General features: G+C 38.9%; 21 protein-coding genes. 12 read left to right on the top strand and 9 right to left on the bottom strand.

From position 1 onward, the window contains the following. Positions 1-80 precede the first annotated feature (80 nt). A complete protein-coding gene (locus ACZ41C_RS04225; protein WP_464564571.1) occupies positions 81-926 on the top strand; it encodes a universal stress protein in 846 nt (281 codons plus the stop codon). Between the two features lie 24 nt (positions 927-950). Here the strand turns inward: ACZ41C_RS04225 and trxA are convergent, their stop codons facing one another. Beyond that, complete coding sequence (trxA, locus tag ACZ41C_RS04230) at positions 951-1,250, bottom strand: thioredoxin (protein WP_464564573.1); 300 nt, start codon at positions 1,248-1,250, stop codon at positions 951-953. Positions 1,251-1,604: 354 nt separating this feature from the next. On the opposite strand from trxA, the gene ACZ41C_RS04235 reads away from it, so the two are divergent. The 7 genes from ACZ41C_RS04235 (at position 1,605) to ACZ41C_RS04265 (ending at position 7,761) form a co-directional block, all read left to right on the top strand. Further along, the gene (locus ACZ41C_RS04235; protein ID WP_464564575.1) at positions 1,605-2,441 is read left to right on the top strand and encodes a universal stress protein; all 837 of its coding nucleotides are present in this window, start codon (positions 1,605-1,607) and stop codon (positions 2,439-2,441) included. Positions 2,442-2,445: 4 nt separating this feature from the next. Further along, positions 2,446-3,294: a universal stress protein gene (locus ACZ41C_RS04240; RefSeq protein ID WP_464564577.1), complete on the top strand. Its 849-nt coding sequence runs from the start codon at positions 2,446-2,448 to the stop codon at positions 3,292-3,294. 199 nt (positions 3,295-3,493) lie between these two features. Then, positions 3,494-3,904, top strand: a complete 411-nt coding sequence (locus ACZ41C_RS04245; RefSeq protein ID WP_464564579.1) for a hypothetical protein — start codon at positions 3,494-3,496, stop codon at positions 3,902-3,904. 11 nt (positions 3,905-3,915) lie between these two features. Then, positions 3,916-4,830, top strand: coding sequence for a mechanosensitive ion channel family protein (locus ACZ41C_RS04250; RefSeq protein WP_464564581.1), 915 nt, complete (start codon positions 3,916-3,918; stop codon positions 4,828-4,830). Continuing rightward, positions 4,817-5,659 (top strand): ATPase, encoded by an 843-nt coding sequence (locus ACZ41C_RS04255; protein WP_464564583.1) that lies wholly within the window; start codon positions 4,817-4,819, stop codon positions 5,657-5,659. The genes ACZ41C_RS04250 and ACZ41C_RS04255 overlap by 14 nt, the downstream gene beginning before the upstream one ends. A gap of 3 nt (positions 5,660-5,662) precedes the next feature. Continuing rightward, positions 5,663-7,033 (top strand): MBL fold metallo-hydrolase RNA specificity domain-containing protein, encoded by a 1,371-nt coding sequence (locus tag ACZ41C_RS04260; protein WP_464564585.1) that lies wholly within the window; start codon positions 5,663-5,665, stop codon positions 7,031-7,033. A 92-nt stretch (positions 7,034-7,125) separates the two neighbouring features. Next, positions 7,126-7,761, top strand: a complete 636-nt coding sequence (locus ACZ41C_RS04265) for a DUF2207 domain-containing protein (RefSeq protein ID WP_154918344.1) — start codon at positions 7,126-7,128, stop codon at positions 7,759-7,761. Between the two features lie 27 nt (positions 7,762-7,788). Here the strand turns inward: ACZ41C_RS04265 and cls are convergent, their stop codons facing one another. Beyond that, complete coding sequence (cls, locus tag ACZ41C_RS04270; RefSeq protein ID WP_464564587.1) at positions 7,789-9,195, bottom strand: cardiolipin synthase; 1,407 nt, start codon at positions 9,193-9,195, stop codon at positions 7,789-7,791. Positions 9,196-9,392: 197 nt separating this feature from the next. Further along, a complete protein-coding gene (locus ACZ41C_RS04275; protein ID WP_272636673.1) occupies positions 9,393-9,578 on the bottom strand; it encodes a CsbD family protein in 186 nt (61 codons plus the stop codon). Between the two features lie 387 nt (positions 9,579-9,965). Here ACZ41C_RS04275 and ACZ41C_RS04280 point away from each other — a divergent pair, with 387 nt between their 5' ends. Then, positions 9,966-10,496: a lipid-binding SYLF domain-containing protein gene (locus tag ACZ41C_RS04280; RefSeq protein WP_464564590.1), complete on the top strand. Its 531-nt coding sequence runs from the start codon at positions 9,966-9,968 to the stop codon at positions 10,494-10,496. Between the two features lie 73 nt (positions 10,497-10,569). Here ACZ41C_RS04280 and ACZ41C_RS04285 read toward each other — a convergent pair whose 3' ends face one another. From ACZ41C_RS04285 to ACZ41C_RS04310, 6 genes are all read right to left on the bottom strand, one after another. Next, complete coding sequence (locus ACZ41C_RS04285) at positions 10,570-10,707, bottom strand: hypothetical protein (protein ID WP_162850207.1); 138 nt, start codon at positions 10,705-10,707, stop codon at positions 10,570-10,572. A gap of 171 nt (positions 10,708-10,878) precedes the next feature. Further along, on the bottom strand, positions 10,879-11,322 hold the full coding sequence (locus ACZ41C_RS04290) for a BLUF domain-containing protein (protein WP_464564593.1): 444 nt from the start codon (positions 11,320-11,322) through the stop codon (positions 10,879-10,881). A 480-nt stretch (positions 11,323-11,802) separates the two neighbouring features. Continuing rightward, on the bottom strand, positions 11,803-13,017 hold the full coding sequence (locus ACZ41C_RS04295) for a Pycsar system effector family protein (protein WP_464564595.1): 1,215 nt from the start codon (positions 13,015-13,017) through the stop codon (positions 11,803-11,805). A gap of 23 nt (positions 13,018-13,040) precedes the next feature. Further along, a complete protein-coding gene (locus ACZ41C_RS04300; RefSeq protein WP_464564597.1) occupies positions 13,041-16,775 on the bottom strand; it encodes a ShlB/FhaC/HecB family hemolysin secretion/activation protein in 3,735 nt (1,244 codons plus the stop codon). A gap of 33 nt (positions 16,776-16,808) precedes the next feature. Further along, entirely contained in the window at positions 16,809-16,976 is a 168-nt protein-coding gene (locus ACZ41C_RS04305) for a hypothetical protein (RefSeq protein WP_161598223.1), read from the bottom strand. Positions 16,977-17,072: 96 nt separating this feature from the next. After that, positions 17,073-18,434 (bottom strand): NAD-dependent succinate-semialdehyde dehydrogenase, encoded by a 1,362-nt coding sequence (locus ACZ41C_RS04310; protein ID WP_464564599.1) that lies wholly within the window; start codon positions 18,432-18,434, stop codon positions 17,073-17,075. 205 nt (positions 18,435-18,639) lie between these two features. Between ACZ41C_RS04310 and ACZ41C_RS04315 the strand changes: the two genes are divergently transcribed. The 3 genes from ACZ41C_RS04315 to ACZ41C_RS04325 are packed head-to-tail and all read left to right on the top strand — an operon-like array spanning position 18,640 to position 19,532. After that, on the top strand, positions 18,640-18,975 hold the full coding sequence (locus tag ACZ41C_RS04315) for a YtxH domain-containing protein (protein ID WP_138257212.1): 336 nt from the start codon (positions 18,640-18,642) through the stop codon (positions 18,973-18,975). After that, the gene (locus ACZ41C_RS04320) at positions 18,976-19,323 is read left to right on the top strand and encodes a hypothetical protein (protein WP_464564602.1); all 348 of its coding nucleotides are present in this window, start codon (positions 18,976-18,978) and stop codon (positions 19,321-19,323) included. A 14-nt stretch (positions 19,324-19,337) separates the two neighbouring features. Next, positions 19,338-19,532, top strand: coding sequence for a hypothetical protein (locus tag ACZ41C_RS04325; RefSeq protein ID WP_464564604.1), 195 nt, complete (start codon positions 19,338-19,340; stop codon positions 19,530-19,532). The last annotated feature ends 2 nt before the right edge of the window (positions 19,533-19,534 follow it).

The following is a 19,534-nucleotide window of genomic DNA, read 5'->3' on the forward strand; positions in this document are numbered from 1 at the left end:
AAGGGATTTGTTATGAAAAGTTGAATGTCTATACAAAAGTAAATGTTTAAGAATTAAGCTATTGACCTAAATTTAAACATATGAAAAAAATAATTCTACCTACAGATTTTTCTGAAAATGCCTGGAACGCCATCTTTACGGCCCTAAAGATCTATTCCGATGTCAAGTGCCATTTTTACATCGTGAACGCCTATGAACCAGGTGTTCTAAAACCTTTGGGCACTGAAAGTCACAAAAGATTGGACGTGATTTACGATTCCCTTTCACAGCACTCAGAAAAGGAATTGGCAGAAATACACACCTATCTAGACAATAACCATCACAATCTACAACATAGTTTTGAGACGGTTTCCTTGGGAAGCACGCTTGAAGAAGCTATGCAAAAAATAGCAAAGGAAAAAGATGCGGATCTTATTATCATGGGTACCCAGGGAGCTACAGGAGCCAAACAGGTGTTCTTAGGTAGTAATACGGTAAAAGTGATCGATAAATTACCAAATATTTCCATCTTGGCCGTACCGGATTCCTTCAATTTTCAAAAGTTGAAAACTGTCTTATACTCTACGGATTATATGAAGGGATACGACAAATTTGAACTGGACAGTCTATTGGAACTTGTAAATATTTGGAATGCGAACATTGAAATAATACATGTAACGGAAGAGTTCTCCCTGAACGAAACACAACAAACCAACAAAAATATATTGGAGGAACGGCTTTCCGGTTTAAACTTTACATTTGTTGATCTTCCTTTCAAATCCAGTACGGCATACACTATAGGACAGTATACCAACAACAAGACTTCAGATATATTAGGTATTACAAGACACCATCATACCTTTTGGGAAAAAGTCATTGGTGAACCGGTAGTGAAGAAATTGGCATTCCACTCAGAAATCCCTTTGCTAATCCTCCCGGAAAAATAGGCTTTTGGCAAGCGGGAGCGATTCCTAAGAAAATTCCCTGATTACTTCAAGGATATCGTTCTTTTGAAGTACCCCGGATTGCCGCCATACCTGCTTGCCGTTTTTGAAGAGCATCATGGTAGGCACGCCCCTAACATTGTACTTTGTGGCCAATTTTTGGTTTTTGTCCACATCTATTTTTACGATTTTCAGACGGTCCCCCATCGCATCCTTCACTTGCTTAAGAATGGGAGCCAACATTTTGCAGGGCCCGCACCAATCAGCATAAAAATCTATGAGCACGGGAATTTCAGAATCTACTATATTCTTAAACGAGCTCTTCATTTGTTACTAGTTTTTGTTTTGAAAAGACACCTTTAACATTCATGGCAATACTAAATCCGCATTAAAAAATTTAGTTAAAGGATGCTTCAATTTTAAGCGTTTTAACACCCAAGTTACTAAATTCAAAAGAATGAAGAATTGATATTTATCATGGATTTTGGGCAAAAGTTTGTGTACCTTAAATACATAAAATCAAAGGCTATGAAATCAGCCATAACAAGTCTTGATACCCCCAAGATGTCCCGATAGCTAGTCGGGATGGCGAAATCGAAGATTCATGAACGCCTATGGCAAACAAAATGAGATGATGTGAATAATTACATCTGACCCATGTAAAACAATAAAAATAAACAGATGACACGTATTCTTTTACCCACAGATTTTTCGGATAATTCATATAAGGCGATTTCGTATGGAGTTTCGCTATTTAAAGACACACCCTGTACCTTTTATCTCTTGAACACCTATATGCCCCCGGTATACCATACGGAGTACATCTTGGGAAGCCCGGGACAAATTGGTCTTGGGGATATGATACGCGAGGAGTCCAAGAATAACCTCAAAGAGTTAAAGGAAAAGCTGGAAACAGAGTTCAAAAATCCATTGCACTCCTTCATTACGCACTCCGCGTTTAACATGCTCACCGAGGAAGTAAGCCGAATGACGGATGCAGAGAAAATTGACTTGGTCGTTATGGGTACGAAAGGTGCCACAGGTGCCGAGGAAATATTGTTTGGGACCAATACGGTACATACCATTAGGAAAAGTAAATGTCCAGTCTTGGCAATTCCCAAAGAATATAATTTTAAACCACCAAAATCAATTCTATTTCCTACGGATTATGAGGTTTCCTATTCGGAAAAGAAGATTTCCTCCCTTTTGCGAATTGCGAATAAACAGGATGCCAAAATTCATGTTATGCATGTTTTTACCCAATTGGAACTGGATTCCGATCAGAACGAAAATCAGAATGCCCTTAAGGGAATATTAGGTAAAAACGGTGTATTTCATGAAGTGGAAAATGATGAGATCATAACCGCTATCAACAAATTTCAGGAACATACAGCGGTTGATATGTTGGTCATGATACAAAACAAACATACGTTCTTGGAACGACTTTTTATTGAACCCACTATCAAAAAAATAGGCTTTCATGTAAAGGTTCCGTTTATGGTCATTCCACAACTTTGACCTTATGAAGACCCTTAAAATACTTGTGCCCACTGATTTTTCAGATGAGGCCTATAATGCACTTTTCTACGCTACCAAGCTGTTGGCAAACCAGTCTTGTATTTTTTATATACTACATGTTTTCAAAAAACCGACGGGCATTCTACCAAAGTCACATCATCTTACTGATAAAAAAATCAGCCTATTGGAAAACGAGTCCATGGAGAATTTAAAAAAGACGTTCCATAAAATCCACTTGGATGATAAGAATGTTTTGCATGAATTTAAAACGCTATCCAAGCAAGGGTTTCTAAATGAGGCCATTCATGAAACCATAGGAATTTTTAATGTTGATTTAGTGTTCATGGGCAACAAGGGAACTACCGGGTCCAAGGAAATTTTTATGGGGAGTAATACGGTACAAACCATCAGGAATTTGACAAAATGCCCTCTCATGGCCGTTCCCAAGCAAGTAGAGTTCAAACTACTAAAAAAAATAGCCTTCATTACAGACTTGAAAAAGGGCTGCAATCTAAAAACCATAAAACCTCTTTTGCAATTGTTAAAAATCCTTGATGCATCACTACATATCGTACACATTATAGAAGAAGAGTTTCTGTCTTCCCTGCAAACATCCAACAAAAAGTTATTGCAAATTTCCTTTAAGGATTTGAACCCTAGTTTCACCTCAATTTTTGAGTTTACGGATAAAGCACAGGTTATTGACAGTTATGTAAAAAATAGTGAGGTAGATTTTTTCTCCTTGGTACACACCAAAAAGAGTTTTATTGAGCGGATACTTAAAAAACCGGTACTTATGGATTTAAGTATGTATTCAACAGTACCTTTTCTCATTCTACCGCATAGGGAATGACAATTATCATACTTTAAATACCTTATTTAACCTAACTTAAAAGAAATTAAAATTATGGAGATGAAATGAGCCATAACAAGTCTTAATACCCAATGAGATGGTTATTGGCGAAATCAAAGATTCATGAACACCTATGTAAACAAAATAAAATGATGTGAATAATTGCATCTGTCCTATGACAAACAATAAAAACAAACAAATGAAAAATATAGGTATTTGGTTGGACAGTAAATATGCTTTGATCGTACGTTTGAATGAAAACGAAGACTCTTTGAAAAAAATAGAATCCGGTGTTGAATTTTTCAATAGAACCAGCACCTCTGGGTCAAGGGTCAAATGGGGTGGAACGCAAGATATAACACATGAAAAAAAATATTTGGAAAAGGAAAAACAGCAATTTAAAACATATTTCAAGGAGGTGGCCCATGCAGTAGCCGACTGTGATGCACTGGCACTTTTTGGCCCTGCGGATATTAATGAGAAACTAAAAAAGGAACTGGAAGAAAACTATCCAACAATCGGTAAAAAAATAGTTGCCGTAGAAAAAGTGGATAGTATGACCGAAAATCAAACTAGGGCTCTCATTAGAGACTTCTTCAACAATAGATAAACCGATTGCCAATGGAACATTTTCTTACGGTTTTTGAGAATCCCATGGTCCAAAAGTTCATAAAACTTGCATTGTGGATCTTGCTCATTATCTTCATCATAGGTTTACTAAGAAAAACACTTAAAAAGCGAATTGAAGACAACTCCATTAGATACAAAGCTCAAAAAGGTGTAGAAATCCTTGGCTACTTTCTGATTTTGCTTATAGTCTTCATGGCATTCACCGTGGATGACATTAAGGACTACACGCTTGTCATTGGTTTATTTACCGCTGGGATAACCTTTACCCTCCAGGAACTTATTCTAAGCATGGCAGGTTCATTTTATATTTTCTTTGTGCGTGTCTATAAACCGGGTGATAGAATTGAAATTAATAATATCAAAGGTGATGTTATCGATATAGACAGTATTTACACAACCCTCATGGAAATAGGAGAATGGGTCAGTAGCGACAATTATTCCGGAAGAATAGTAAAAATTAGCAATGCATTTGTCTTTAAAGGCCCCATTAAGAATTATTCCATGGATTTTCCCTTTGTCTGGGATGAGCTTAATGTTCTTATTACTTACGGCTCCAATATGGAACTTGCCCAATCCATTATATTGGAAAAGGCAAATGAAATATTATCGGACTATACCGAAAAATCCATGGCACAATGGCAAGAGATGGTAGAACGTTATTATATTGAAAATGCAACGATAAAACCCACCCTGGCCGTTCAACTTACCGATAATTGGATAGCCTTGAACTTACGGTACATTACGGACTACAAACAAAGAAGGGATACCAAAAACAGATTGTTTTCAAATATTGAAAAGGCGCTAAAGAAAACAGAAGGTGAAGTAACTTTAGCCTCCACAACCCTTCAGCTTCTAAAAATACCCGAGGTTGAAGTTCAACTAAAAAAAGGATATGAAGGAGCCTAACATTGAGGAACAAAAATCCTCCGGGGAAAAAGTACTTTTCTCTATGGATAAACTAAGAAATTCGGTTAAACAAAGTGGGGCGAGCCATGAATTGGTGGAGGATATTGTGATGAAGGTAAGGGATGAAATTTATCCGGGAATCACTACCAATGAAATCTATAATCGTGCTTATGCCCTTTTAAAAAAGAGCAAGTCGATTTTTGCTTCCAAATACAAACTAAAAAAAGCTATCTATGAGTTGGGACCCACGGGATTTCCATTTGAACGGTTTGTAGCTGCCATTCTAAAATACTCGGGGTACCAGGTTGAAGTGGGCGTGTTTTTAGAAGGCCATTGTGTAACCCATGAAGTAGATGTCCTGGCCGAAAAAAATGAAAGCACCACCATTATTGAATGTAAGTTCCATAGTGATAAAGGACTCAACTGCAATGTGAAAATTCCCCTCTACATACATTCAAGGTACAATGATATCAAGGAGCACTGGATAAACGGAAAGAGAGAAAAGAATACACTGGAAAAGGGTTGGGTGGTTACCAATACCCGTTTTACACATGATGCCATTAAATATGGTGTATGTGCCAACCTGTACCTTCTAAGCTGGGACTATCCCAAAAACGAAGGTCTCAAGGACCGCATTGACCGTTTGGGACTATACCCCATTACGGTTTCCACACTTTTAAGCAATCGAGAAAAACAATTTCTGCTCAGTAGGGATATAGTACTTTGCAGGCAACTTAGAAAGGATAAATTCTTCCTTGATCATTTGGGTATCTCCACAAACCGAAAAGCGAAAATATTGGATGAGATAGGTCAGCTTTGTAATCCATAAACCATGAAGAAAGTTAAAATTCATTTTCTTGGTGCCAGTGGTACCGTTACGGGTTCAAAATTTTATCTAGAAACCCCGGAAGTAAATGTTATGGTAGATTGCGGCATGTTCCAAGGTTTGAAAGAACTCAGGGAAATCAATTGGAAACCTTTGCCCATTGATGTATCAAAAATCGATTTTGTGTTGCTGACCCATGGACATTTGGACCATACCGGATACTTGCCAAGGTTGCTAAAAGAAGGGTTTAAGGGTAAAATTCTTGGAACCGCCCCCACTTTGGACATCGCACAGATTATTTTGATGGATAGTGGAAAAATTCAAGAAGAACAGGCCCAATCGGCCAATGAGGAGGGCCACAGTAAGCATTCACCGGCCCTACCCTTTTATACTGTTAAGGATGCAGAAAGAACCTTTACATATTTTCAATCCTGTGAAAAAGAGCAATGGATTTCCCTTTCCCAAAATGTAAGGGCCAGGTTTCAATACAACGGCCATATTATCGGTGCTACCTATATTGAACTGGAAATTTGGGAAAAAGTATTTGTGTTTTCTGGGGACGTTGGAAGAACGGCAGATATTCTTTTATCCCCTCCAGAACGGCCCAAATGGGCAGATTACTTGTTTCTGGAAAGCACTTATGGCAACAAATTGCACCCGGAAGAAGATATTACAGCAATTTTAAGTTCCTTGATAAAACAAACAATCCAAGAAAGGGGAAATCTTATTATTCCCTCCTTTGCCGTGGAACGTTTACAGTCCCTTATGTATACCTTATGGGTATTGTTCAAGAAGAACAAAATTCCCAATATTCCCATTTTTGTGGATAGCCCTATGGGCAACAATGTACTTTCCGTTTTTGAAAGGTTTCCTGCCTGGCATAATGTAACCATTGCCGATTACCGTGCCATGATGCACCATTTTAATATTATTTCCTCCTATGCCGATACTTGGAAAACCATTGATGACCCCAGGCCAAAAATTATCATTGCCGGTAGTGGAATGGTCACTGGTGGACGGGTCCTTACCTACTTGCAACAAATGCTTGATAGGACGACCACCCAAATTCTGTTGGTTGGTTTCCAAGCCGAAGGCACCCGGGGCAGACAACTTTTGGATGGAGCTCATGAATTGAAAATATTTGGAAAATATTATCCAGTAAAGGCAAAAATCCACTTTCTGGAAAGTCTTTCTGCCCATGCGGACCAAAACGAATTGTTGCATTGGACAGATACCATTGAAAACGTTCCGGAAAAGGTATTTCTTATCCATGGAGAGCCCAATGCCCTGGATGCCTTACGAGTAAAACTTAAAGATACAAAAGGCTGGAATTGCCATGTCCCGAAGCAATTCGAAACCACAGAAATTATGTGTTGAAAGGGTGAATGCCTATTCATACCGTCGTATGATTTTTGTCATTTTTAATGCAAGGTTGAAGGCATATATTTGATTAATGCTAAAATCATGTCATGAAAAAAATACTTTTCCTTTTCACCGTTCTTCTTATGGGATGTTCTTCCACCAGTTTAATCGAAAACTGGAAGGACCCAGATACCGTACTATTTAACGCGAACAAGGTCCTATTGGTTGGAATGACCCAAAACAAAGAAGCACAAAATGCCTTTGAGGGACAACTCCAAAAAGAATTCGAAAAAAGGGATGTGGAAGCTTGGAAAAGCTTGGATGTTTTTGATGTCACATTTACAAATTCCAAAAAAAGCGAGGAAGAGTTGGATAAGGTGGAGCAAAGCCTACTGGACAAAGGTTTTGATGCCATACTGTTTACTAAAATTACAGGCTCCGAAAACAGGGAAAACTTTTTGAAATCCATGTCGCGATGGGAAGATGGCCAAGTAAGGTTCAACGATGACTACTTGGAACACCAAGGCATTTATTTTGACGAAGCCTATTATGAAAACTTCAAAGTCTATTTTGCGGAGACCACACTTTACTGTATTTGCGAGGGAAAAGAAAGGGCCATGATTTGGCGGGGCATTATAGAGATCATGGACCCCAGTAATGTGAACAAAGCCATAAAAGACTATGTCAATTTAGTCGTTACGGCATTGGAAAAGCAAGATTTACTTTTTATTCAGGATTTCTAAGGGCCTTTTTCGGTTTACATTATACACTCAAAACAGGGGGCTGAATATTTTACCGATTCCTTCCTTTAGTTTTTTAATCCATGGGCGTTCAACATATTCATCATACGTCAACAAGTGTCCTGATCCACTATCTATTAAAAAATCGGATTTTAGCAATTCTGCAAACTCCTTTTCGTAGACAATGGCATTTACCTCATAATTTTGCTCAAAACTCCGATCGTCCAAATTGGCCGTGCCAATCGAGGAAATGGCATCGTCGCTAACGATGATCTTGCTGTGCAGGAATCCGTCCGGAAAGAGGTATATTTTTACGCCCGACTTTAAAAAGGTCTCAAAATAGGAGTGTACGGCCCAGCTGACCAAGCGGTTATCTGCATTTTCAGATACCAAGAGACGTACATCCACCCCACTCAATGCAGCGGTCTGCAAGGCTTTTATTAGCGCCTGGTTTGGTATGATATAGGGATTTGTGATGTATACATATTTTCTGGCGGCATTGATGATGGAAAAGTAGGTCTGCTCCAAAGCGGGAAAATCATCGTCCGGCCCCCCGGAAACGATTTGCACCATGGTATCGGCTTTTGATTTGGAAATACCCGCGAGGTTTTCAAGGGGTTCCAATAATTCTTGAGAGACCAGGTACCAATCCATCATAAAAACCTGATTTAAGTGGTTGGCGGCAGGCCCGGTTATTTTTAGGTGCATATCGTGCCACTTGCCCAAGCCGGGGTCTCCTTTTAGATATTTATCGGATATATTGATGCCACCCGTAAATGCGATTTGACCATCCACCACGATTATTTTTCTATGGTTTCGATAGTTCAGTGAGGAGAAAAAACGTCCGAATTTAAAGGGCAAAAAGGGGTATACTTTCACCCCAATATCCTGCAATTTTTTAAGATAGGACTTGCTCAGGGAAAAACTCCCAATACCATCATAAATCATTCTTACCTTAACGCCCAGAGCTATTTTATTTTTAAAAAGCACCCATAATTTGTCCGCCAACTCTCCATCCTCATAAATGTAATACTGAATATGAATTTCGCGCTGTGCCTGCTCCAATGCATTAAAAATGGCATCAAAGGTGGTCTTACCGTCCTTTAAAAGCTGTAAATCGTTGCCTCCAACCGGAGGAAAGTGGGAGGTGTTGTAGAAGAGGGTCATCAATTTCCGGTATTTTCCTTCAAAGGAGTTCACCAAGTCCGTTCCAGGTCTAGGAAGTTTGGCAAACAGATTCCTTTTTAAGGCTATCAGTTTGTTCTTTCTTCGGTTTCTGCCCAATAGAAGGTAAAGGATGATTCCACCAACGGGAATCGCAAAAATGGCCAATAACCAAGCCAGACTTTTGGAAGGTTTGGCCCCATAAAGCAGAATTGCAACAACAATGGACAACGTGATCAAAATATAAATACCCAGAATAATCGTCGTCCACATAGCAAGGCCAATTTTAATAATACATTGGATTCAATTTCTTAAAATAAATCAAAATTGCTTCGAAAGCAATGATTTTGTGTGCGAGCTCTGAGTAATTGAATGAGTGAATAAGATTCAGGTCTAGCCTAACGAATAAAATTAGGCACAAAAAAACCCTTGAAATTAAATTCAAGGGCTTTTTTATCATAGAATTTTTTTTACCAAGTTTCTATTTCCTTTTTAATTTCCTCTTTTCTTTTTCCTGTTTTTTCCTGAAGTCTTCCCAGCATTTCATCAAATTTACCTTCGGCGAAGGTGGTATCGTCATCGGTTAAGTTTCCGTATTTTTGTTTGAACTCGCCTTTCACCTGGTTCCACTTTCCTTCTAATTGTTCCTTGTTCATAATATCTATTTTTAAAAATTCGACTTGTTATCTCAAGATACCCATGAATTGTGGTTTGAAATGACGTATTCGATGGGTTTATTGATGCATTTCTAAAATAGGAAGCCTTGCTTCCCAGATTGTCCTATATTAAAATCTAATACGTTGTTATTGTATGGGAACAGTTGGAATTAAGAACAGCCAAAAACCTTAATGAAACTCTAATTTTTTCAATCCTTTAACAATATAACCCCCTATTTTTCAAGTATCTATCTATAGAATCAATAATAGAATTGATTACGGCAGGGATAGCTTTTCATTGCTCTTATTTTTGATGCGGGAATGAACGTTGATAGGTACAATCAAGAGACTCCATTCCACAATTTGTTAAACTAAAAACTTAATAGTATGAAATTTAAAACAATAATCGCTACCGTATTGATGATAGCTTCCACTAACATATTTGCGCAAAGCGATAAGGACAAACAAGTAATGGCCGATGCGGAAGAGGCCAAAATGGAACTTCAGAAAATGGACGGAATGGACAGATTCTTCAATAATTCTTCAGGATATGTTATTTTCCCAAATGTGGGAAAAGGAGGATTGATCGTGGGAGGTGCATCCGGTAACGGCGTACTTTACGAAAATGGTATGGTACAAGGAATGGCCAGTTTGAAAAAGGTGGACATTGGACTACAGGCCGGAGGACAGGCACTTACAGAAGTCATCTTTTTTGAGACCGAAGAGGCCTTGAACGATTTTAAGGACGGCAATTATGAACTCTCCGCAAATGCCACGGCAATCGCAATCGACAAGGGCATTGCAGCAAATGCCAATTATAAAGATGGGGTGGCCGTATTTACAAAACCAAAGAAAGGTTTGATGGCAGACCTATCCATTGGAGGGCAAAAGTTCGAATATGACGAAATGGACAAATAAGGGTCCATGAACTTTATAAAGCTAAAAACCGGGACAAGTCCCGGTTTTTTTCGTCTTTATATTCGCTTTCCGATTAAAAATAGTTGAGCACATAGCCGAAAATCCAGTAAAGTATCAAGAATACAAAGATGGTTCCAATACAACCACATTTACCGCCCCCAATTTTTCTAGCGCCGTACCACGCCCCGATAATCTGTATAAGTTTTTTCATGTGTTTATTTTATTGTTTTTCAACGGTCATACTTAGACTGCGCTCAGCACGTGCATGTAAAGCCATATATTATTGCCATGTGTCCGAAAACGTTTATGGATGTTTCATTTTTTAATTGATCAATCTTCAATTATAGGTTTTGGATGATGATTGAAATTTAGTGTTTTTATATCACCCGAACGAAAGCTTAGTATTCTTTTTAAGAAGTTTGTTCACGTGTGCCCAAAGGGTGATTTTGGAAGATCCAGGTGACTTAACGATTTCCGATCCATGAAAAACTTGATGGAACAACATTTTCTTATGCAGAATTTGGTCGGACTCATCGCAGAAGTTATTGTAAATGGTTGAAAATTGTGAAAACAAACGAAATTTATTTTCCTCCAGATTCAATAATATTATTTCATTATGTCTCTTATCCTTACTTATCCTTCCAAATAATTTGCGAACCATATTCTCCTCCCCTTCCAACATATGAATAAAGTGGCATCTGTGATAAACCAGACATCCTGTAATCTCGTTCTGTGCATTAAACCGACTAGCATTCCGCATTAAATCATGAATTTCATCATAGGTCAATCCTTCCGCTGCTTCTGATCGATATATAAGTGATAACATAGGAAATGTATTTCCCGTTAAAATTAAGAACGAGGAGAAATTGATATTAGCCCAAAAAGATAAAAATGTGAACTTCTTAATGCATAATCATATTATTATCAACCAATTAAAAGCAATTCTATAAATCTATAAAAGCCAAAAAATTCTTAAAAGAGTTAATTTTCTTAACTAATTGGAAATACATTTGTTGATAATCAAGTACAAAATGCAAAAGGAAAAAATCAATTATAAATTGCCATCAAAGGATAACTCAAATTCACCTTTGATTTTGACCATTAAATTTTCCATAGTGGTTGCAACAATTGGTATAATTTTCTGTGTTATCCTTTTGGCCAAAAACAATTTCTAAAACTCCTAGGAATTTATATCCATTTTTGGATACATAATATTCAAGCTGAATTTTTTAAACCCTACTTAATACTCTGCTTTATGTTCAAAGTTTTTGATGTTGAACTGGTAGCATTTTAGTATTGCCAAATTTTATTCGCTTGGTATTTCGGGCAACTCGATAACTTGCTCCGGACCATAAAATTTTAGTGCTACACCAAAAACGATCACAGATAAAATCATACCAATCATAAAGACCAAATAGGTCCACCTTAATAGACGATACTTTCTTTCCAGAACAATTCCCAAATAATATAAATCCTTGGTCAAGGATGAATAAATATACTCTTGATCTTTAATAACCTCACCAATGGCCCATTGATACTTCTCCAATTTCATTTTATGAAAGTTCCCAAAAAATAGAAGATTTACTCGCTTTTTCCTTACGTCTTCATCCGTAAATTCACCACTGGTCACATTTGGTTTGGTCGCCAAAATGGACATAATCATTGAGGCTATACTAAACAAGATGAATATAAAGGTGGGGTAAATTAGGTAATCATTGGCAGGGCTATCCAATTTGGGAACCAAATTTGCCAATGAAAGCGATATAATAATCGCGTTTACAGAAAGTAAAATATTCGCCTTTGTATCCGCTATATCACTAAGTTTAATGTGGTTTCTTAGCGTCACCCTATAAAGCGTCTGCACGCCCCGATCCGGAATCTGTCCTTTGAACTTGGCCTTTAGGCTTTCCTTTTTCACCAGCTTTTTACTCTTGTTTTTGGCCTTAACGAGTCGCTTGATATTCTTATCCTTCCCTTTCTGCCAATTTTCCCTTGCATGGTCCGAAAAATATCTATGCTTAACCCTTAAAAGATGAATATTTTCCTCACGCCAATCCTCTATCGAATAATCCTTTAAATTTAATTGCTTTAATTCCTCCCTAAGCAATTCAGAAGTCTGCAAAAAGGACTTCTTGGCAAAGTGGGAAGAATCCGCATCCCGCATGATTTTCTCCAAATGGTTTTTGGGCTCGTAGTTCATTTTAGTTGCCAATATCAAACTACAAACATCCGTAATGAATTCCTCCGGGCAATCCTGCTTCTCCAAAAACTCACGGGCCAACTGGCAGCTATGTTCCTCGTGGTTATCGTGTGATTTCAAATATCCAAGATCGTGGAACCATACGGCAACCATCAGCTTTTCCCGATCCTTGTCCCCAATCTTTTCGCCTTCAATAAGTTCCTTGGCACTTTTTACGACCCTTTCGGTATGTCGTAAATTATGATATAGATAGGTGGTATCAATTTCCTTGCCCAATTTTTGGGTCACGAAGCTTTCAGCTTTCGATACAATGGTATCCATGAGAATATAATTTTTCTATTTTTTTAAAAGGGGGCAATGAATCCAACTTGGACCATATTTGCCTCTTTGGAATTAAAATAACCGATGTTAAAAGTCAATGCTTTTAGACTACTTATCCATAAGCCTCCTCCCTGTGAAGTATGCCATGTGTTTGAGCTTTCGTTGGAACTCCATACCCTTCCATAATCAAAGCCCGCATACATACCGATAGTAACGGGAGAAACAGCTGTAACATAGCGTTTGATGCTCCATTTAAGGTCGGAGGTGTGATAAAAGGAAGACCTTCCGGTAAAGCGTTCGTCTCTAAAACCCCTTAGCCCATTATTACCCCCAATGGAAGGAATGTGGTAAAAGAATATATCATTGGATTTGGACACCGTACTATATTCCGCGGTACTACCTAGAACCAAGCCCCCGGATGAGATTATTTTATGGTTAAAACCAAGTTTAAGCGACCCGTAGGCAAAGTTATTTTCCTGAAGGTTAAGATTGGCTTTGTATCCCAATCTAAGACCTATATAAATAGATTTTGAAGGGAAATCATCCGCATCCTCGTTGTCATAATAACCCGATAGCTCGGCTCCCCCATAATTCTGATTTTGGAACAATTCCGGGGTCAAATTGCTGCGGTTAAAAAATCTTTGATCATTTTCATTGACCTTATAAGACTCAAAAAGCCCCCTTATTTTTAAGGTGTAATAGGATATTCCGGCAGCCAAGTTCAATTGCTTTAATCGTGCCCTGTAATAATCCCTTCCCAAGTTATCCTCATTGTTAAAAGTATCATTGCCTATACCAAAAAAATTCCTGGCGTATCTATCACTGGTATAAAATCCGTCCATAATAAAATTCCATTTGGGAAATATATTACCAATAGCTCCGGAATATTTTAGCTCCGTTGCTTGGAAATTAAAATAGTATTTGGCACTTAACGTATGTTTTTGCTTGAAATCGTTGCCATTTAATCCGTTAACGGTATAAGTATTGGATGCTCCAAGAAACACCCCGTCATCTGTTCTGAAACCCGTATTGGGCACAATGACGTTCGTATTGGGTTTAAAGTATCGCCAATGGTAATTATTGGTCGTATAAATATCGCTCAGTTGGGTTTTGGGTTCTTCCTCTTCAAATACGATTTTTTCATGTTCCCAATCAAAGATCTTTATCCGTTTCTTGTTTTTTATGGCATATACGTCCTCCCCATAGCCACCTATAATCTTTATTTTGATTTTTGGGTCTGCATCCCCCCAAACCCTAAAAATATCATCGTCACCCAGTCCATAAAGCCAAACCTCCTTAGTCTCCTCCTCTTTGAAAGTACGTTGAAAGAATATTTCGTTCTTCTCATCTGTCAACAACCTTTTTAGGGTGACGGACAACCCACCGTTTGGTAGTTTTTCCACTTCGAACAGGTCGTCCTTTTCCGTTCCTGTTACCGCCACCACCGTATTCAAGTATTCCGCATATTCCCGCGTTTTTTCCGGTAAGGTCTCCAGACGTTCTTGTAAGCTTTTTTTAATAAATTCTGAAGTTTCGTCCCTAACTTCCACCGGCAGTCTCATAAAAGCCTCGTCAATTACCTGGGACGTCATGTTTTCTTTAATGTACGTCGCCTCGTCCACCCAAGCATCCACCCCATATTTGTTCAACAATGCCCTGTCCAACTTATTACCACCCATGTTCTGCCATTTGGGGTTCTCTATCTCGCCGTCGAACGTCTGCCATCTTTTGGTGGTTGGAACGAAGAGTTTTACAAACTTTACGGCAAAACCATCGAACCTGGGAAATACATTATCCCGATCCCTAGGTACGGGCATAAACTCGCGTTCGCCATCTGGGGTTTCGTATTCTACCCATCGCCATTGATCTTGATGCCTGTCCCAATCCCCTATCAACATATCAAAAATTCGTGCACGGATAAAATTCTTCTGGTCTATTGCATAGGATTCGTCCCGCTTTATTCTCTCAAGCATATCGGTAGTGCTCTCAAAATCCTTTACCTCGCCCGAAACTTTGTCGATCGTTCTCCTGTATCCCTTGTAATTTAATTGTTCGTCGGAGGGCCTTCGTTGTATGAAATAGAGCTCGTCCCCAAAATTTTCATTATACTGCTCCAGTTGGGGTTGTTTGGGCACATAAAACAAATGGGTGTCCGAATGGTTGATATCGACGGATTCCGCCAGAGGATTCACGACCAATTGCATAAAGGGATGGGCTGTGGTGAAAAAATCCGATATGACTTCCTCTGTCCAGGTATCCCTGTAGTCATCAGAATTATAGGAAATACCGGGCAACATGAACTTAAGGAACTTGAGGGCGCTTTTTCTCAAGGAACGCATGGCATATTGCTTACCATCATCGTCTGCCAAACGTAAGGAAAATGATTGGTGCCCTCCCCCCTCCTTTACCACATGAAGTCCACCATAAAGGGTATCCAATTTCACCACTGGCGCTTCCACTGGTTTTCCAAAATAGGAACGGTAACGTTCTCCCCACAACCATTTATAAAACCCTTTTTTTTCATAATCCTCTGGATTATCAAGTATTGGCGTGGTATATGTTTTTCCTATACTTTCATCGAACCTATCAAAATTTTTTCTCTCCTCTTTAGGCTTTAATACATCAAAAGTTTTTTCTTTCTCCAAATCGGCTTCCGAAATAAAGGTCACTTTTGAACTTCCATCCTTGTAATAATCCAATCGGGCAAACCCCCTATCCCCGTACGCATATTCTCCTTGATATTTCATGGTGCCACCAATAGCTGTGATATGGTTTTTATCGATTTTAGTGGGACTTTTTGAACCCAAGGAACCGCTAATAATCTGACGTATACCACCTCCGAACAATAATTGCAGGTTTTCCTCGTGACCGGAAATCACGGTTATCCTATCATTTGCCTGGGCCAAGGCACTTACTGCAATCCTTAGGTAATTGTATCGCCTAGAGTTCAGGTGATCTGGATCAAATGCCCCAAGATCCATCACCGTATTGCGTAACGTTCCCAAAATAGGCAACGGAGTACTATGGGATTTGAAGGATTCCGTCCCCGCATAGGTCCCGTTGCTCATTACTGGATGGTGCATAGCTATTACGATGTTCTTTCCCTGACCGTCATTGATATAGCCTTCCAGTTCTTCCATGAACCTTCTACGAGTAACGATATTAGGGCACTTTTTGTTGATATCCACCAATCTGGACCAATTGGCAATGAACCACTTGGAATCCAACAAAATCAAATCCAAATCGTCATTTATGACTTTATACTCAATGGGACAACCATTTTCTGGAAATACGTCAATTCCCTCTTTATCTATTTCCTTAAGGTAATCCTCTACCCGTTCCATTTTGTCAAGTTCGTAGCTCTTCCATTCATTGTTGCCGGGAAGAAATATGGTCTTTCCTTTAAAATCTTTTACCAAAGCCATCTGTTCCGTTATCAAAGTGCTATCCTTGACCCAGGAATCCAGTTCCGTAGAAACATTGTCACCCATAAAAATAACGGTGCTGTTTTCCCCGCTTTTATTTATTTCTGACCGAAATCGTTCCAACAATTTGTTGTTGGATATGATTGAGGTATTGCCATATCCTCCAGCTAGAAAAAAGGTATAACTAGGCTCCTCTGTAGGGTCTGATTTGACCAAAGGTATTACCCTATGCTCTTTGTAGGTAGCACAGGAATTTAACAATAAGGTTACTACGCCCAAGACGGCGTAAAAAAAATAAATGGGTTTTTCCCTATGATTGTGAGGTTTTGTCATAAATGCTATTCTGTTATCGATTGGTCGCCTTAACTATTCAAAGGCTATTCCACTAAGGACCACTCCCAAAATCATGAGAATCAAGAATCCAATGACTATGGCAGTTCCTAGCTTGGTCTTTTTATCCTTTTGAAAAATATATCCTTGTTTTTCCTTTTCAGGTTCCTTAACGAATTCCGTTTTTTCTTCTCCTTGTTTCATCGGTTCAAATGTTTAATGTTAATAATATTTCAGATGTAATTCGCCAATCAAAATTGTTGATGTATATCAACATTGATTATGGTTTATTTTATATGTTCAGCTTTTAATGTAAACTGTTTTCTTGTTCACAAAAGCCAAAATGCCCTCGCGGGATAGCTCCCTGCCATAACCCGATGCCTTGGTGCCCCCAAAGGGCAACCTTGGGTCCGATTTTACCATGTCGTTGATAAAAAAGGCCCCATCCGATATTCTTGGAATCAAGTCCAATGCGCCCTCAATGTCCTCCGTGAACAACATAGATCCCAATCCAAATTTGGAATTGTTTGCCAAGGCAATGGCATCTGCTCTATCCTTGGCCCTGATGATGGCCGCTACCGGACCAAAAGTCTCCTCGTCAAAAGCTGGCATTCCTGGAACGACCTCGGTAAGTATAGTTGGTTGAAAATAGGCTCCTTCCATCTTGTTTCCCATTATAAGCTGTGCACCTTTCTCAATTGATTTATCCACTTGTTCCTTTAAGCTTTTTGCCAAGTCTTCCCTTGCCAATACACCTATATACGTTTCCTTTTCCTTCGGGTCCCCGGAAACGAGCTGTTTGGTAGTCTCCGTAAATTTTTGGACAAAAGTATCGTATAGCTCATCACATACTATGAAGCGCTTGGCCGCGATACAACTTTGCCCCGTATTTTGCATCCTTGCCTTTACCATGGTGTCCAGGTGCTTTTCTAAATCCGCATCCTCAAAAACGATGCACGCATTGTTGCCTCCAAGTTCCAGTACGGTTTTTTTCAGGTTCTTGCCAGCAGTTTGTGCGATGCCCCTACCGGCCTTTTCGCTTCCCGTGAGGGTCACGGCCTTAATGGTTTCGTTTGCGATCAATTTCTCAATTTCCTCGTGGCCGGCAAGGATACTTTGAAAACAACCTTTTGGATATCCCGCATCCAAGAAAAGTTTTTCAAGTGCTCTGGCGCATCCGGGTACGTTTTGGGCATGTTTTAAAATACCGGTATTGCCGGCGGTCAGTGTGGGTGCGGCAAACCGAATGACCTGCCAAAATGGATAGTTCCAGGGCATTACAGCTAGAATACAGCCCAAGGGGTCATAACTTATAAAACTTTCCTCGGCATCGGTCTCAATAATTTCATCGGCCAAAAGATCTTCGGCATTGTAGGCATAGAAATCGCAGGCCCACGCACACTTTTCTATTTCGGCAATACTTTGAGAAATGGGCTTGCCCATTTCAGAGGTCATCAACATGGCATATTCTTCCTTTCGTTCCAAAAGTAGCTCGGAGACATTTTCCAACAGCTCGCAACGTTCCTTAATAGTTTTGTTAAACCATTCCTCTTGTACGGATTGGATCAACTCTAATTTCTGCTTAATGGAATGGGACGTATCCTTTTCGTAAGACCGGATTTTCTCTCCCGTATATGGATTTTTTGACCAAATGGTTGACATAGTATATGGAATTGATATATAACTCTCAAATATAAATGCAACAAGAGGATGTCGTTGGTCCTTTTCCCCAAATTGTTGACCCTTTTACGTGTTCATCATTGCCGTTAATATTTAAATGGTTAGAGCAAAGCTATATTCCAGATAATTCTAAAATTTGTAAGGAAAGTGATGAACGACATCACATTGAATTTTAAAATCAATCATTATGAGTAATAACACTGGAAATACACTTTTAGCGATTATTGCCGGCTCCGCCATTGGCGCAGCATTGGGAATTCTATATGCACCGGATAAGGGAGAAATAACAAGGAAACGAATTGCAGACAAGGCAAATGAAACCAAAGATCACCTAACTGAAAACGCGATAAGCTTAAAGGATAGGGTAGCAAACAGTATTGCTTCTGAAAAACAATCTTTGGACCACAGAGTAGAGTCTTTAGTTTCTGATGTAAGTTATAAGACCGAGGATATAATCACTACCCTGGAAACGAAGTTGGCCGAATTAAAAGCCAAAAACAAAAAACTTCAAAAAAGCTCGTAAATGGGAATTTTTGAATCGCTTAACAACACTTCAAACAAGGCTGTTGACCTAAGTGAACAGTATTACAAAAAGACTCAGGAGTATTACAAACTCAAAGTCTTTCATCAATTGGCAACAACTACCGGAATGTTCTGTAAAATGGCCATTCTTGGTAGTTTGGCCTTTTTAGGTGTTTTATTCCTTGCCGTTAGCAGTATGCTATATTTGGGTGAGGTATTGGGAAGTATGGCCTATTCTTGTTTACTAGTAGCAGGCATAATCTTTCTTATTGTAGCCATTCTATATAAACTAAGAAGAAAAGTAGACAATGCCATTGTTAAAAAACTTTCCAAAAAATTCTTTAGTTAATTAGACGACCATATATGTACAACAATTTTGACGAAATAGAATTTGATTTGCAGCGACTGAATCTTGAAAGACAAATTGCAATGGAGGAGCTTAAGGGGCTTAAGCAGGAAGTCAAGGAAGATTTAAATCCTTACAATTGGTTGTCTACTGCTATTTCCTTGATCAAAAAATATGGTATTCTTTATCTCATTAAGAAAATTCTAAAGTGAAA

The organism is Maribacter sp. C-4077, assembly GCF_055378385.1.

Excerpts from the sequence above, each read along its gene's own strand:
- ACZ41C_RS04285 (WP_162850207.1), bottom strand. The coding sequence starts at position 10,707 with ATGAAAAAACTTATACAGATTATCGGGGCGTGGTACGGCGCTAGAAAA.
- ACZ41C_RS04225 (WP_464564571.1), top strand. The coding sequence starts at position 81 with ATGAAAAAAATAATTCTACCTACAGATTTTTCTGAAAATGCCTGGAAC.
- ACZ41C_RS04260 (WP_464564585.1), top strand. The coding sequence starts at position 5,663 with ATGAAGAAAGTTAAAATTCATTTTCTTGGTGCCAGTGGTACCGTTACG.
- cls (WP_464564587.1), bottom strand. The coding sequence starts at position 9,195 with ATGTGGACGACGATTATTCTGGGTATTTATATTTTGATCACGTTGTCC.
- ACZ41C_RS04275 (WP_272636673.1), bottom strand. The coding sequence starts at position 9,578 with ATGAACAAGGAACAATTAGAAGGAAAGTGGAACCAGGTGAAAGGCGAG.
- ACZ41C_RS04320 (WP_464564602.1), top strand. The coding sequence starts at position 18,976 with ATGGGAATTTTTGAATCGCTTAACAACACTTCAAACAAGGCTGTTGAC.
- ACZ41C_RS04295 (WP_464564595.1), bottom strand. The coding sequence starts at position 13,017 with ATGGATACCATTGTATCGAAAGCTGAAAGCTTCGTGACCCAAAAATTG.
- ACZ41C_RS04290 (WP_464564593.1), bottom strand. The coding sequence starts at position 11,322 with ATGTTATCACTTATATATCGATCAGAAGCAGCGGAAGGATTGACCTAT.
- ACZ41C_RS04300 (WP_464564597.1), bottom strand. The coding sequence starts at position 16,775 with ATGACAAAACCTCACAATCATAGGGAAAAACCCATTTATTTTTTTTAC.
- ACZ41C_RS04240 (WP_464564577.1), top strand. The coding sequence starts at position 2,446 with ATGAAGACCCTTAAAATACTTGTGCCCACTGATTTTTCAGATGAGGCC.
- ACZ41C_RS04255 (WP_464564583.1), top strand. The coding sequence starts at position 4,817 with ATGAAGGAGCCTAACATTGAGGAACAAAAATCCTCCGGGGAAAAAGTA.
- ACZ41C_RS04235 (WP_464564575.1), top strand. The coding sequence starts at position 1,605 with ATGACACGTATTCTTTTACCCACAGATTTTTCGGATAATTCATATAAG.
- ACZ41C_RS04250 (WP_464564581.1), top strand. The coding sequence starts at position 3,916 with ATGGAACATTTTCTTACGGTTTTTGAGAATCCCATGGTCCAAAAGTTC.
- ACZ41C_RS04280 (WP_464564590.1), top strand. The coding sequence starts at position 9,966 with ATGAAATTTAAAACAATAATCGCTACCGTATTGATGATAGCTTCCACT.
- ACZ41C_RS04310 (WP_464564599.1), bottom strand. The coding sequence starts at position 18,434 with ATGTCAACCATTTGGTCAAAAAATCCATATACGGGAGAGAAAATCCGG.
- ACZ41C_RS04245 (WP_464564579.1), top strand. The coding sequence starts at position 3,494 with ATGAAAAATATAGGTATTTGGTTGGACAGTAAATATGCTTTGATCGTA.
- ACZ41C_RS04305 (WP_161598223.1), bottom strand. The coding sequence starts at position 16,976 with ATGAAACAAGGAGAAGAAAAAACGGAATTCGTTAAGGAACCTGAAAAG.
- ACZ41C_RS04325 (WP_464564604.1), top strand. The coding sequence starts at position 19,338 with ATGTACAACAATTTTGACGAAATAGAATTTGATTTGCAGCGACTGAAT.
- ACZ41C_RS04265 (WP_154918344.1), top strand. The coding sequence starts at position 7,126 with ATGAAAAAAATACTTTTCCTTTTCACCGTTCTTCTTATGGGATGTTCT.
- ACZ41C_RS04315 (WP_138257212.1), top strand. The coding sequence starts at position 18,640 with ATGAGTAATAACACTGGAAATACACTTTTAGCGATTATTGCCGGCTCC.
- trxA (WP_464564573.1), bottom strand. The coding sequence starts at position 1,250 with ATGAAGAGCTCGTTTAAGAATATAGTAGATTCTGAAATTCCCGTGCTC.